This is a genomic window from Fusibacter ferrireducens, from assembly GCF_015352425.1.
GTDB lineage: Bacteria > Bacillota > Clostridia > Peptostreptococcales > Acidaminobacteraceae > Fusibacter_A > Fusibacter_A ferrireducens.
This window is the reverse complement of sequence record NZ_JADKNH010000010.1, coordinates 181,977-197,526: the sequence shown is the minus strand read 5'-3', so window position 1 is coordinate 197,526 and position 15,550 is coordinate 181,977. Positions and strand designations below refer to the sequence as shown.

The following is a 15,550-nucleotide window of genomic DNA, read 5'->3' as shown; positions in this document are numbered from 1 at the left end:
AGATGAAAATTCAGAACTTAGCACAACTTATGACGGCTGCAAAAGAAAAAGAGAAAAAGAAAATTGCCGTTGTAGCCGCAGAAGATTTAGATACACTTATTGTTGTTGAAAGAGCGTTAGAAGAGCACCTTGCTGAATTCATCCTCATTGGAGATGAACTGGCGATTAAAAGCATCATTGAAGCGCATAAAATGCAAATCAAAGCGGAAATATATCATGAACTAGATCACAAAAAAGCAGCTGATCTTGCTGTAGATCTTGTTGTTAATGGTAAAGCGGGTGCACTTATGAAGGGACTCATTCATTCGAATGTCTTCTTGAAGGCAATTCTCAATAAAGAAAAAAGTCTAAATACCGGTCGTCACATTACACAAATTTCCATCACAGAAAATCTCGAAAACGATGGCTTACTGATGATAACAGATTGCGCAATCAGTGTTGCTCCTGATACAATGGGAAAAAAAGAAATCATTGAAAATGCCGTTGCATTGGCACACCAATTGGGCATTGAAATACCTAAAGTAGGCATATTGGCATCCGTGGAAAATATCAATCTCACAATGCAAGATACAATTGATGCTGCGGTGCTGTCAAAGATGTCGGAAAGAGGTCAGATCAAAGGCTGTATTGTTGATGGCCCATTTGCTTTTGACAATGTCATATCTAAAGAAGCAGCAGCACACAAGGGGATCAATAGTCCTGTTGCAGGGGTGGCAGACATCGTGCTTGTACCCAATTTACTCGTTGGTAATGTACTGACAAAATCCTTGACATACATGGCGAAAAAACAAGTCGTCGCGGCAACTGTCGGCGCTGCAGTTCCTATTGTATTTACTTCAAGAACGGAGTCTATCGATGGGAAGTTGCTTTCAATTGCCTTGGCGACATATACAGCTTAATCAATTATTAAATTAAAGTGAATCAGAGAGGGTCATATCATAGAGAGTTATATCTAAGAAATCAAATAGGATGTCCTGAGCGCCTTTAAAGAAGGGCATCTTTTTTATTCTAACATATGAAGGAGATTTAGCGCATGAAAATAAATGTAAAGAGAATGTTATTCGGGCTTGTCCTGCCGGTGATCATCATTCTCCTTAAACCGGCAATATTGACATTTGAACAAACGATTGTCCTAGCGACATTGGTAATGACCATTACCTTTTGGGTCAACAACGCAATTCATAAATCGATCACTTCCGTTATTGCCTTAGTGCTTTTTTATGCATTTGGACACCCTCCAGTGTTGAAACTGTTGCAATTTCCGCTTTCTGAAAATTTTCTGCTCATCGTATTCTCATTTGTGTTCTCACAAGGCATTGCCAACACGGGACTGGCAGAGGTCATTATTGAACCTTTAATCATCAAATATGCAAAGTCAGGGATCACACTATTAGGTGTGATTATGGGTCTCGCGTTAATCATGATTTTTGTCATACCGCAACCCTTTTCGAGAGTCATTATCCTATCACATATTTTTTATCAATATTATAAAAAAATGTCACTGTCAAAGCAAACACAATCTATTCTAATGTTTGCAGTGTTTCTATTTTCAATGTTTGTCAACATGACCCTGATACGCGGCGATATTATTTTGAACAATGCCCTTATCGGTATGAGTGGCCTTACCGTTTCTGAAGGGACATGGATAAAGTATATGACATTACCCACCTTGCTTTTTTCTATTGTGGGATTATTCACCTTTTGTTTGGTCTTCAAAAATGCCCTTGGTGAATACAAGCAAGCAGTGAATACGATAGTTCATAAAGCGACCATGAAACTGACAAACGGGCAAAAGCGTGAATTAATCATTATTTTGATGATGTTGCTCGCTTGGGCGACAGAGGATTTACATGGGTTCAGCGGGACTTATACTGTCATCCTAAGTACCCTGATTATGTTCTTGTTAAAAATGTTAACATCAAAAGATTTCAAATCCGTTAATATTCATCTACTTATCTTTTTAACGGCCGCATTTTCAATAGGACCGGTTATGACCTATAGTGGACTTGCTTTAGCCATATTTTCAAAATTCATACCGATCTTCCCCAACACGTATTCTACCTACTATGCCCTGATTGTGATCTTGGTGACGGTGTTTTTGCATATGTTATTAGGTAGCAACGTAACGACGATGTCGGTTGTCATTCCCGGACTTATGACAATTTCCGAAGGCATCGTTGATCCGGTAAATATCATGTTCTTGATCTTTATTGCCATTTGTGGACATTTTGTATTACCTTTTCATAACGTCATTTTACTTTTAGGGAATGGAAGTGGCTACTATGATAACTCACCGGTGATAAAATATGGTATTATTTTATTACCGATCATGTTGTTTTTTGGATTGTTTATCTTTTTGCCTTGGTGGCAATGGCTTGTGTGAAAATAAGTAGTTTATACAAATAGGAGGGGCCCTATGAGTTTATCGACGGAAATTATGAGGATGATGCTAGATCATTCGTATGATGGTATAACCTATACAGATGAAAATGGCATCATACAGTATGTTAACAAGTCATATAGTGAGATAACAGGACTTTCTCAAGAATTCATATTTTCTAATACGCTGTACGATTTACTGGCAAAAGATTATCCAATAGCGACCTTGTTTCATAAAATATTTGAAGATAAATCACCTTGTTCTGAAGTCATCAACTACGGTCGTGATCACCAAAATGAGATCTTGGTAACTGGGATTCCTGTATTTGATGAAGCGGGAATCTTTCGCGGAGTATTCGGCAATATCAGAGACATCACAGACCTTAACAACTTAAAAAGTGAAATCCACACAATCCATCATGAATACAAACAAGCACTCGACAATCAAAAGCAAATTACCAGTGCACTGCTGAAAAAACTCAGCGCACTCACAACGAAAGAAACTGATTTTCAGCTTTCGGGAAGTGAGAAGACGATTCAGTGGCTATTTGAGTTGTCTGAACGTATTTCGAGTGTTGATTCAACCATACTCATCACAGGTGAATCCGGTGTGGGGAAAGATGTTTTTGCAAAATTGGTCCATCACATCGGTCGACCGGATAAGCCCTTTGTCAAAATTTCATGTGGTGCAATTCCTGAATCGCTTCTAGAATCTGAGCTCTTCGGATACGAACCGGGATCTTTTACCGGAGCAGGCAAACATGGTAAACCGGGTATTTTTGAACTAGCAGAGGATGGCATTGTCTTTTTAGATGAAATCGGTGAAATGCCCTTGATGTTACAGGTCAAGCTTTTAACGGTATTGCAGGATCGAAAGTTTTTCCGCATTGGTGGCGTTAAAGAAAAAATGATGAGAGCACGAGTCATTGCGGCGACGAATAAAGACCTCATGCATTTAGTGGAACGTCGAGAGTTTCGAAATGATTTGTACTACCGTTTAAATGTGATTCCTGTGCACATACCGCCATTAAGAGAACGAAAAGAAGATATTCTACCGATTGCACTACATTTACTAAATAAGATAAACGCTAAAAACCAAACTGAAAAGCGCTTCTCATGGGATCTAGAAAGGTATTTCATGCAATATCCTTGGCCCGGAAACATTCGTGAACTGAACAATATAATTGAACGTATTTATGTCCTATCTCCGGAGAATAAGCTTTCATCGCGTTATCTACCGTCGGAAATTCTGTCCTATTGCTCCCAACAAGTACAAATCAGTCTTACAGATGACGTGACACTTAAAAAGCGCATCGAAGCTTATGAAAAAGATATTCTTAGCCAAATGATCAAATCCAATTTAACGATTAATGAGATTGCAGAAAAATTGGATGTAAGCAGTTCCACAATTGTCCGAAAGATTCAAAAGTATAATTTACAAAGGAAAGGTGTGAATATTTTAGAGGGATGAATTTGATGTCATGGATTGCATCATTGGCCCGAGTTAAGCACAGGTTTACCTAAATACAACGTTTTATTTTATCAATTTAAATAAATCTCCCTACAAATCCTATAATTACAAGGTATGTAGGGAGATTTTCTGTAATACTATTCTGCTATAATACTATTCTGCTGTGATACTGTCTTAAGTTGTGATACTGTCTTAATACAATATTTTATTTAAGATTCAAGATCACAATTCAGTTAGATGTCAGCATTAAATTTGTCAAATAGTATATCATGCGTATGCTTCAAGCTTTTGTTAAGTGCAATTGTATCAATGGTCGCTGTGACGATTTGACAACCATGTGCCAGCCATGTGCCAACTTCAGTTTTGAGACCTTCATCTGTAGGTGAAAGTGGTACGCACATAACAGGAATATTCCTTTTCCTTGCTGCACTACTGACTGTTTTCAGTGCTTCAATGACTTCTGGATGATCCCACTGCCCAGGATGTCCCAGTGAATGTGATAAGTCAAAAGGGCCGAGGACAACCATGTCTATTCCAGGAACATCTAAGATGCTTTCGATGTTTTCAACACCCTTTTGGCTTTCAATCAAAACGCAGTACATGGTATTGATGTTAGCAGCCTGTGTGAATGCCTCCCATGACATATTACCGCCTAGGACATTAAAAGCTCTTGAACCGGGACATGCGCCGCGTTCACCTTTTGGTGGAAACTTGAGTAGAGAAGCAAAATGCGCAGCTTCTTCTTTGCTCTCAATCTCTTGGATGATGAGACCGCCAACACCAACGTCAAGCATTCGCTGAAGTGCGCCGCGATCATGCTTATCGGCAAGTCTTACCAGTGTAGTTACATTAAAGCTTTCAGCAGCTCTTATGAGCTGAATAGATTGTGTTGTGTCAATGAGGCCGTGCTCACAGTCTATCCACACGAAATCGAAATTGTTACGTGCAATTAATTCGACATTGTCTACACATGCCATTTGAACAGCCGCTCCAATGGATAACTTGCCTTCACGAAGCGTTTTTAAGATCTGATTTTCTTTCATCTGATATTCTCCTTTGATATAACTGAGATGGTTTATTCGTTTGTTTTCAACATTTTGTACTTTTTAATAATTTTTCCGGGTGCAAAAAGACAGATTGGTAAACCTAATGCGAAGATGCAAAAAACATTTGCGATAGGTGCCAGTAATTTCATAGTCCCTGTAAGTCCTAAAGGGGCAAAGAGTGTAAATACAATGGCAAATAAAATATAGATGACACTGTTTCTAACCTTTGGCGATGGGATGCGCTTTTCTAGCAGAGGAGAGATCTGTAAACCTATCGTAATCAAACAAGAGGCCCCTGTGGAAATAAGCGCGAAGATAAGCAGAATCAAGTACAATTGTGTCGCAAATGGAATACCTGCCTGTTCTACGACATAAGCAGAGGGGATACCCGCCTGTGTCGCTTCAGGGGCATAAGCTAATATCGCAATACACGGCAAGTAAACAGCTGATAAATTTAAAACATAACCGATACTTAACGTACTTCTAATGCTTTGCGAACTCTTCAGTGATTTGCCAGCAGAAATAAGAAGCGGCAAAAATCCGATGTACATTGCAGTAAAAGACAGCCCCCACCAAATTGAGCCACCAATACTTGCAGTTTCTGGCATCCAGCGAATGGCTACCTTTTCAAAAACAGATGTCATACCACCTTTAGATAAAGCGGTGACATAGCTTATGGTTAGGATTGCAAACATAATAAGTGAAAACGCAGATTGCAATCTTTTAAAAACATCCATGCCAAAATAGATAACCATTATACAAGCGATGGCGGTAAGGGTTCCTCCCAGTATAGAAGGTGCATTAAAATATTGTTCAAAAATAGAGCCTGCGCCACCAAAAGCCATTGCTGACGACAGCAACATCATATAGAAAACAGTAATATTCGCTAAAATCGTGAAAAACTTGCTAAAAGCACTTTTGCCATACAGTAAATTATAAAGCTGTGTGTGATTTTCTAATCCATATAAACGTGAGGTTTCCATACCCATGTAGTATATGAGGAAAAGCAGACAGAGTGAAATGAGAGGTACAATAATCGCAAAATAGCCATTTTTTTGAACAAAATACAAAGTAACAGCAGCCCCAGACGCTATACCTGCCCCAAGCATACCGCCAAATTGTGTAGAAGCAATCTCAAATTTCCCTTTAAATTGGATTTGTTTTTCCATTGTTCCCTCCTAATCTAGAGATTAACATACGTTAAACATCAAAATACACCTCGGCCGAGAAATTGGTATTTTGATAATACCAAATTGGTATATATAGAATACCAATTCGAATTGACACTGTCAAGTCAATTTGCATCAATATCAATGCGATATTGATGAAGAGCGCTTTTAATTGACGGAGAAATGTAAATTCCGTATAATAACCATAAAGTGAGGGATCAATATGAATCGTGAAATTAAACCAGTGATAAATCAATCCATTCCTGAAATTGTGAGCAAAAACATCATTCACTTCATACAGGATAATGCGCTTAGACCAGGGGATCGCCTGCCAAGCGAACGCCGTATGGCTGAAACATTAAAAGTTAGCAGAACTTCTTTAAAAAAAGCTATTGACATATTGAGTCACTACGGCATTTTGGAAATTCGACCTCAGAGCGGTACTTACGTAAATGATCTTTATGCAATGGAGATGATTAAAAAAAAGGTCGATCATGTTGAGCACTTATCCAGCAGTATTGAGTGGAGAGAATGCAGAGCTTGTGTAGAGCCCTCTATATGCAGACTTTGTGCTGAACGCGTAACTCGTGAAGAGTTGGCTGTAATGAAGGCAAACCTTGATCGAATGCTTGCATGCTATGAAGCGAACGATATGGCGGCAACCGTCATTGAAGACTATAAATTTCATCTTTCTTGTGTGATGGCAACACATAATGAGACACTTATTAATATGTATCAGCATTATTGTGGTGACTTTTATCAGTGGATGGTGTCTGACTATGAGCCGTTTTATTTGGAAATTGCAAAAGAGGCAATGGTGCAGCACAAAAATTTATACAATGCTTTTGTCAGCAGAGATGGTGCGTTAGCAGAGCTTTTGTCGAGACAACATAATGCAATGTCCATTTCAGCATGGCGTTCATATAAAGAGCGGTAAGCAATCACATAACTCTTATATAAATCAGCAACATATAATGGATTCGGATAAATGAAGGGGAACAAGTGTAAAACGCATTCAGCAACTTAGCGTAGTCGAAACAATTTTTGGATAAAAATAGAATATTTTGCTTCTAATTGGGTAAGAATTTGTCAAGGTTATGTTTTACCTATCTTGAATTTAGGTTGAGTAGTAGCAATAGGATTACATGTATAATTCTATTGCTACTAATTTTTAGGGACTGGGAAGTTGTATGATTTATTTTCTAAAATGGATTATATTCTAAATTTATGGAGGTTGTATGAAAAATTTATTTAAAAGGTTAGGGGTTCTTTTACTTGCGGTAGTTTTAGTTATACCGAATTTAAACTTTACGTATGCAGCAACCGCAACACTAGGTCCTGAAGCGGATACGGCATATGATAACTTTTCATTTTATGGACCTGATAAAGATATTTATTTTGGAGATTATATGGATACAGGCATTCGTTTTAACTTATCCAACATAAGTGGAACGGTGTCAGAAGCAAAACTAAAACTTTACATTTCTTATTTTTCCACTGCTATTAACTTTAACCTTTATAAAGGGAGTGATAATTGGCTTGAAGCTAGTGGAATGCCTACAAAGGGTGATTTATTAATTGAAGACATTGCTGTTACAGGAACGGGATGGATTGAATTAGATGTAACCAGCTTTATTAGCGCAGAAGCCAATGGAGATGGAAAAGCGAGCTTTTTTTTGTCAAAAGGAACAACGAATTATGAAGACCTTCTAGGAATATCTTCAAAAGAAGCCGGAAGTAATGCCTCGCAGTTACTTATTACGTATACAACCGACTCAACGCCACCAACACTTACTACAAAGAGCCCAGTGGACGGCGCAACCAATGTTGGCGTGAATGATAACCTAGTGCTTACCTTTAGCGAAGTTGTAAATGTGGGGACAGGCAATATTGTCATCAAGAAATCAAGTGATGATAGTACAGTGGAAAGTATAGATGTAACGAGTGGTCTGGTAACAGGTGACGGTACTGATACCATAACCGTGAATCCCAGTGTGACATTTACAGAAGGAATAGGTTACTATGTACAAATCGATGCGACAGCCTTTGATGACACATCAGGCAACAGCTATGCAGGGATTAATGATAAAACAAGTTGGAACTTTACAACTGAAGATGTAACAGCACCAACTATAAGTACCCTAAGTCCAACAGACGGCGGCACCAATGTGGGCGTGAATGATAATCTCGTGATTACCTTCAGCGAAGTTGTAAATGTTGGCACAGGAAATATCATCATTAAAAAAGCGAGCGATGATAGCACTGTAGAAAGTATAAATGTCACGAGCGGAATGGTAACAGGAGATGGAACAGATACCATAACCGTGAATCCAAGTGCAGACCTAGCGGGATATACGGGCTACTATGTACAGATCGACGGTACTGCCTTTGATGATACATCGGGTAACAGCTACGCAGGCATAAACAATACAAGTGATTGGAACTTTACAACAGAATCACAGGCATCCTCAGTAACGACCCAAGCGGTCAGCAGCATCACTGAAACAAGTGCAACTGGAAATGGTACAATCACTGGTTTGGGTGCGCCTAATCCAACGGCATATGGTGTTTGTTGGAATACAACTGGCACACCGACGACTGCAAACAGTAAGACGGATGAAGGCAGTGTGAGTGCAACCGGTGCATTTACCACAAGCATAACTGGCTTAAGTGCAAATACCACATATTACGCAAGAGCATATGTCATCAATGCCAATGGAACAAGTTATGGCTCACAAGTGAGCTTCTCAACGGATGTAACCGCACCAACACTGAGCACTTCGAGTCCAGCAGATGGTGCAACCAACGTGGGCGTAAGTGATAACCTCGTGCTCACCTTTAGCGAAGCCGTAAACGTTGGCACAGGGAATATCGTCATAAAGAAATCAAGTGACGACAGCACAGTGGAAACCATAGATGTAACAAGTGGAAAGGTAACTGGTGACGGCACCAATACCATAACTGTGAATCCGAGCACAACCTTAGCAGGTGAGACAGGCTACTATGTACAGATCGATGCAACAGCTTTTGATGACGTTGTTGATAATGGTTATGCCGGCATCAACGACACCACGAGCTGGAACTTTACTACAGAAGATATAACTGCTCCTACCCTAAGTACCCTAAGTCCAACAGACGGGGCAAGCAATGTGGGCGTGAATGATAACCTTGTGCTCACCTTTAGTGAAGCCGTAAATGTAGGAACAGGGAACGTAGTCATTAAGAAGGCAAGTGATGACAGTACAGTGGAAAGTATAGATGTAACGAGTGGTCTGGTAACAGGTGACGGCACCAATACCATAACAGTCAATCCAAGTGTGACGTTAGCAGGAGAAACTGGCTACTATGTACAAATCGATGCCACAGCCTTTGATGACACATCAGACAACAGCTATGCAGGGATTAATGATAAAACAAGTTGGAACTTTACAACTGAAGATGTAACAGCACCAACTATAAGTACCCTAAGTCCAACAGACGGCGGCACCAATGTGGGCGTGAATGATAATCTCGTGATTACCTTCAGTGAAGTTGTAAATGTTGGCACAGGAAATATCATCATTAAAAAGGCGAGTGATAACAGCACTGTAGAAAGTATAAATGTCACTAGCGGAATGGTAACCGGAGATGGAACAGATACCATAACCGTGAATCCAAGTGCAGACCTAGCGGGATACACGGGTTACTATGTACAGATCGACGGTACTGCCTTTGATGATACATCGGGTAACAGCTACGCAGGCATAAGCAATACAAGTGATTGGAACTTTACAACAGAAACTCAGGCATCTGCCGTAACAACTCAAGCGGTCAGCAGCATCACTGAAACAAGTGCAACTGGAAATGGGACAATCACTGGTTTGGGCGCGCCCAATCCAACGGCATACGGTGTTTGTTGGAATACAACTGGCACACCGACGACTGCAAACAGTAAGACGGATGAAGGCAGTGTGAGTGCAACAGGTGCATTTACCACAAGCATAACTGGCTTGAGTGCAAATACCACATATTACGCAAGAGCATATGTCATCAATGCCAATGGAACAAGCTATGGCTCACAAGTGAGCTTCTCAACAGATGTAACCGCACCAACACTGAGCACGCTGAGTCCAGCAGATGGTGCAAGCAACGTGGGCGTAAGCGATAACCTCGTGCTCACTTTTAGCGAAGTTGTAAACGTCGGCACAGGGAATATCGTTATAAAGAAATCAAGTGACGACAGCACAGTGGAAACCATAGATGTAACAGGCGTTCAGGTATCCGGTGACGGTACCAATACCATAACTGTAAATCCGAGCACAACCTTAGCAGGTGAGACGGGCTACTATGTACAGATCGATGCAAGTGCCTTTGATGATACTGTGGGTAATAGTTATGTCGGCATCAATGATGCCACAAGCTGGAATTTCACCACAGAAGATATAACAGCGCCAACCCTAAGTAGCCTAAGTCCTGTAGACGGCGCAAGCAATGTGGGCGTGAGCGATAACCTTGTGCTCACCTTTACTGAAGCAGTAAATGTAGGAACAGGTAACGTAGTCATTAAGAAGGCAAGCGATGACAGTACAGTGGAAAGTATAGATGTAACAGGCGTTCAGGTCACTGGTGACGGCACCAATACTATAACGGTTAATCCAAGTGTGACTCTAACTGGTGAGACAGGCTACTATGTACAAATCGATGCAACAGCCTTTGATGACACATCAGGCAACAGCTATGCAGGGATTAATGATACCACAAGCTGGAACTTTATTACAGAAGATATAACAGCGCCAACCCTAAGTACCCTAAGTCCAACAGACGGCGGCACCAATGTGGGCGTGAATGATAACCTCGTGATTACATTTAGCGAAGCTGTAAATGTAGGGACGGGGAATATCGTGATCAAGAAATCAAGCGATGACAGCACAGTGGAAACCATAGATGTAACAGGTGTTCAGGTATCAGGTGACGGCACCAATACCATAACGGTTAATCCAAGTGTGACTCTAACCGGTGAGATCGGTTACTATGTACAAATCGACGGCACTGCTTTTGATGACACATCAGGCAACAGCTACGCTGGCATCAGTGATACCACGAGCTGGAATTTTACCACTGCTGACGTAACCGCACCAACACTCAATACAAAGAGTCCAGCAGACGGCGCAAACAACGTGGGTGTGAACGATAACCTCGTGCTTACCTTTAGTGAACTCGTAAACGTCGGCACAGGCAATATCGTGATCAAGAAATCAAGTGACAACAGCACAGTGGAAACCATAGATGTAACAAGTGGTCAGGTAACAGGTGACGGCACCAATACCATAACTGTGAATCCAAGCATAACTTTAGCAGGTGAGACAGGCTACTATGTGCAAATTGACACAACGGCCTTTGATGACACATCAGGCAACAGTTATGCAGGGATTAATGATACCACGAGTTGGAATTTCGCCACAGAAGATATAACAGCGCCAACCCTAAGTACTCTAAGTCCAACAGACGGTGGCACCAATGTGGGCGTGAATGATAACCTCGTAATTACCTTTAGCGAAGCTGTAAATGTAGGGACGGGGAATATCGTGATCAAGAAATCAAGCGATGACAGCACAGTGGAAACCATAGATGTAACAGGCGTTCAGGTATCTGGTGACGGCACCAATACCATAACTGTGAATCCGAGCACAACCTTAGCAGGTGAGACCGGCTACTATGTACAAATCGATGCAACAGCCTTTGATGACACATCAGGCAACAGCTATGCAGGGATTAACGATACCACGAGTTGGAATTTTACAACTGAAGATATAACAGCACCAACTATAAGTACCTTAAGTCCAACAGATGGCGGCACCAATGTGGGCGTGAATGATAACCTCATGTTCACCTTTAGTGAAGCCGTAAATGTCGGCACAGGGAATATCGTCATAAGGAAATCAAGTGACGACAGCACAGTGGAAACCATAGATGTAACAGGTGTTCAGGTATCAGGTGACAGCACCAATACCATAACGGTTAATCCAAGTGTGACTCTAAGCGGTGAGACAGGTTACTATGTACAAATCGACGCAACAGCCTTTGATGACACATCAGGCAACAGCTATGCAGGGATTAATGATACCACGAGCTGGAATTTTACCACTGCTGACGTAACCGCACCAACACTTAATACAAAGAGTCCAGCAGACGGCGCAAGCAACGTCGGCGTGAATGATAATCTCGTGCTCACCTTTAGTGAAGTCGTAAATGTCGGCACAGGGAATATTGTCATAAAGAAATCAAGTGACGACAGCACAGTGGAAAGTATCGATGTAACAGGCGTTCAGGTATCTGGTGACGGCACCAATACCATAACTGTGAATCCGAGCATAACCTTAGCAGGTGAGACCGGCTACTATGTACAAATCGACGCAACTGCCTTTGATGACACATCAGGCAACAGCTATGCAGGGATTAATGATACCACGAGTTGGAATTTCACCACAGAAGATATAACAGCGCCAACCCTAAGTACCCTAAGTCCAGCAGATGGCGCAAGCAATGTGAGTGTGAACGATAATCTCGTGCTCACCTTTAGCGAAGCCGTAAATGTAGACACAGGGAATATTATCATAAAAAAATCAAGCGACAACACTACAGTGGAAAGTATCGATGTAACAGGCACACTGGTAACAGGTGGCGGCACCAATACCATAACGGTCAATCCAAGTGTGACTCTAATTGGAGAGACAGGTTATTATGTACAAATTGATGGAACCGCCTTTGCAGATGCAGCTGATAATCATTTTGTAGGCATTGGTGATACCACAAGTTGGAATTTTACGACGATCCCATCAGACAATGCATTGTTAGCGGGCATTGACTTAAACACAGGCACTTTGTCACCAGCTTTTGCGTCTGGAACACAAAAATATACTGTGAATGTATCCAACTCAACCACATCCGTGACACTTAAACCAACTATCAGTGAAGCACATGCAACACTTGCGGTGACTAAAGTCGTTGGCACGAGTACAAGCTCTGTATCCGTGACAAGTGCAGGATCAGTTGAGATTACACCATTAACGTATGGTAATAACAGCGTCAATATCGCTGTTACAGCACAAGATGGAACGACATTGAAAAATTATGTGATTGATATTAATCGGGCGCTTTCCGGTGATATGACGTTATCTGACCTTTCAAGTGACGTGGGCGTTTGGTCACCATCCTTTGCGTCAGAGGTTGAATATTACACCGTTGAGGTTCCGAATGCTACAACATCGGTTCATCTGATACCGATTGTCAATGAAAGTCATGCCGTTGTAACTGCAATAAAAGGCGTTGTGACCAGTGGTAGCGCATTAACGGTCACAATGGACAGCTCAATAGCGGTTGATGGCTTAGCTGTTGGTAACAATGCAGTTAATGTCATAGTTACCGCACAGGATGGTGTTTCCACAAAGACCTATTATGTGAATATTAAAAGAGCGGCATCCAGCGAGGTTGCATTATCCAATTTAACTGTAGATCATGGGACGCTTTCACCGGCGTTTGCTCCAGATACTGAGCATTATGCGGTCAATGTTTCCAATACTATAACTGCGGTCACGCTGACCCCAACTGTGAGCGAAAGTCATTCTACGATTAAAGTCAAACGTGTCACCTCGGAAGGGAGTATACCTGTATCCGTTACAAGTGGAAGCTCAGTGATAGTCAACGCTCTGGAAGTGGGAAAAAATTCAGTTATGATCACTGTTACAGCACAAGATGAGCATACGACTAAAACTTACACGATTGATATTAACAGAGCTGGTTCAAGTGATGTCACTTTATCAGATTTGGCTGTAAATGTTGGAACGTTAACACCTGCGTTTACGCCTGAACATGAAAGCTATTCAGTCAAAGTGCCAAATTCAACGACATCAATAACATTGACGCCGATAACAAATGAAAGCCATGCTTCCATATCTATAAATGGCATTAACCGCACAAGTGGCAGTTCTATTGAGATTACGCCACTTATAGAAGGTGAGAACTCAGTGGCAATCGTTGTGACCGCACAGGATGGTCAATCTACTAAAACCTATAACCTGACGGTAATTAGAGAAGCATATGTTGACAACAGTAAAGATGATAAGCCAGATGCAACACCTTCAACAGACCCAGGCACTGTAGTTGGCAATGAGCAGGACACCGTGACCATCGTCATTAATGGCAAAGAGCAGAGTGCAGGGAAGGAAGTTAAAACGGTTACAGATGGCAAAACGACGGTTACGGTGGCCGTTAATAATCAGGTAATCGAAAGTAAAATTGATGAGGCGATTAGAGATAATACAGCCCAAACTGGCAACACAATTCAAGTCCCAATTTCAGACACAGAATCTCAGGTTGCAAAAGTTGAGCTCACAGGTGACATCGTCAAAAAGCTTGAGCAGAATACGTTTGATATTTCCGTCAAGCGAAGCAATATTGAATATGTCATTCCAGCAAGGGAGTTTACAATCAGCAAGGTTGCTGAGAGTATGGGTGTTCAAGAACAAAGTTTAGTTGATATTAAGATTGAAGTGAAAATTGCAAAAGTAGATGAAGCAGTGATTGCCCAATATAACGAAGTTGTTGCCAATAATGGTAGTGAAATGGTTTTCCCACCGACAGAATTCGAAATCGTTGCTAAAACCACAGGAAATGACGGCATAACTAAAGAAGTGACCATTGGCAAGTTCAGCAACTATGTAGAACGTGTGATGGAGATACCAGCAAATGTTGATCCGGCTAAAGTCACAACAGGTATCGTCTTCAACTCTGATGGCACTTATAGCCATGTACCAACGGATGTCTTCCAAAAGGATGGCAAATGGTATACACGTTTGAATTCTCTCACGAATTCGAGATATACGGTGATTTACAATCCGGTCACTGTTAAATCAGTGGCAAACCACTGGTCAAAGGCAGTCGTCAATGATATGGCATCTCGATTAATTGTCATTAATCCAGAGACCTTTGAACCAGAGCAAGCCATTACACGTGCAGATTTTTCTGAATATCTTGTACGTGCGCTAGGTTTATACAGAGAAGGGACAACGAGTACAAGCCGTTATTCGGATGTGACAAATGCCAATGCTAGAGCGCTTGGGATTTATATTGCCAGTGAAAATGGCATCGTATCGGGCTATCCGGATGGGACCTTCAAACCTAATCAACAGATCACAAGAGAAGAAGCAATGGTTATGTATCGCAATGCCATGAAGCTTACAAACCTCACCGGAGATGATTCAGGGAGATACAGCACCTTCAAGGATTTTACAGAGGTTAGCGGTTGGGCATCAGAAAGTGTTAGGGATGTGCTCTCGGCACATATCTTTAACGGCACAGAGCCATTGATGATCTCACCAAAATCCAATCTCAAATACAGTGAAGCAATTCAGGCGATTCGCAACCTTTTGGTTGAATCCAATCTGATTAACAGATAATGCTATTTGCTTAAAAAAGAAAAAATATAAAACAAGATTAAGAGGTTCATT

Annotated in this window: 7 protein-coding genes; 5 read left to right on the top strand and 2 right to left on the bottom strand. The window is 41.2% G+C overall.

Going from position 1 to position 15,550, the window contains the following annotated elements:
- The first annotated feature begins 2 nt into the window (after positions 1-2).
- From ISU02_RS16680 to ISU02_RS16670, 3 genes are all read left to right on the top strand, one after another.
- A complete protein-coding gene (locus ISU02_RS16680; protein WP_194702986.1) occupies positions 3-899 on the top strand; it encodes a bifunctional enoyl-CoA hydratase/phosphate acetyltransferase in 897 nt (298 codons plus the stop codon).
- A gap of 134 nt (positions 900-1,033) precedes the next feature.
- Positions 1,034-2,383: an SLC13 family permease gene (locus ISU02_RS16675; protein WP_194702985.1), complete on the top strand. Its 1,350-nt coding sequence runs from the start codon at positions 1,034-1,036 to the stop codon at positions 2,381-2,383.
- A gap of 33 nt (positions 2,384-2,416) precedes the next feature.
- The gene (locus tag ISU02_RS16670; protein WP_194702984.1) at positions 2,417-3,850 is read left to right on the top strand and encodes a sigma-54 interaction domain-containing protein; all 1,434 of its coding nucleotides are present in this window, start codon (positions 2,417-2,419) and stop codon (positions 3,848-3,850) included.
- 233 nt (positions 3,851-4,083) lie between these two features.
- Here ISU02_RS16670 and ISU02_RS16665 read toward each other — a convergent pair whose 3' ends face one another.
- Both ISU02_RS16665 and ISU02_RS16660 read right to left on the bottom strand, forming a co-directional pair.
- On the bottom strand, positions 4,084-4,893 hold the full coding sequence (locus ISU02_RS16665; RefSeq protein WP_194702983.1) for an HpcH/HpaI aldolase family protein: 810 nt from the start codon (positions 4,891-4,893) through the stop codon (positions 4,084-4,086).
- A 32-nt stretch (positions 4,894-4,925) separates the two neighbouring features.
- Positions 4,926-6,065: a hypothetical protein gene (locus ISU02_RS16660; RefSeq protein ID WP_194702982.1), complete on the bottom strand. Its 1,140-nt coding sequence runs from the start codon at positions 6,063-6,065 to the stop codon at positions 4,926-4,928.
- A 223-nt stretch (positions 6,066-6,288) separates the two neighbouring features.
- On the opposite strand from ISU02_RS16660, the gene ISU02_RS16655 reads away from it, so the two are divergent.
- Both ISU02_RS16655 and ISU02_RS16650 read left to right on the top strand, forming a co-directional pair.
- The gene (locus tag ISU02_RS16655) at positions 6,289-7,002 is read left to right on the top strand and encodes a FadR/GntR family transcriptional regulator (RefSeq protein WP_194702981.1); all 714 of its coding nucleotides are present in this window, start codon (positions 6,289-6,291) and stop codon (positions 7,000-7,002) included.
- Positions 7,003-7,303: 301 nt separating this feature from the next.
- Positions 7,304-15,499 carry an Ig-like domain-containing protein gene (locus ISU02_RS16650; RefSeq protein ID WP_194702980.1) on the top strand — a complete coding sequence of 2,732 codons (8,196 nt, stop codon included), beginning with the start codon at positions 7,304-7,306 and terminating at the stop codon, positions 15,497-15,499.
- Positions 15,500-15,550: the final 51 nt, after the last annotated feature.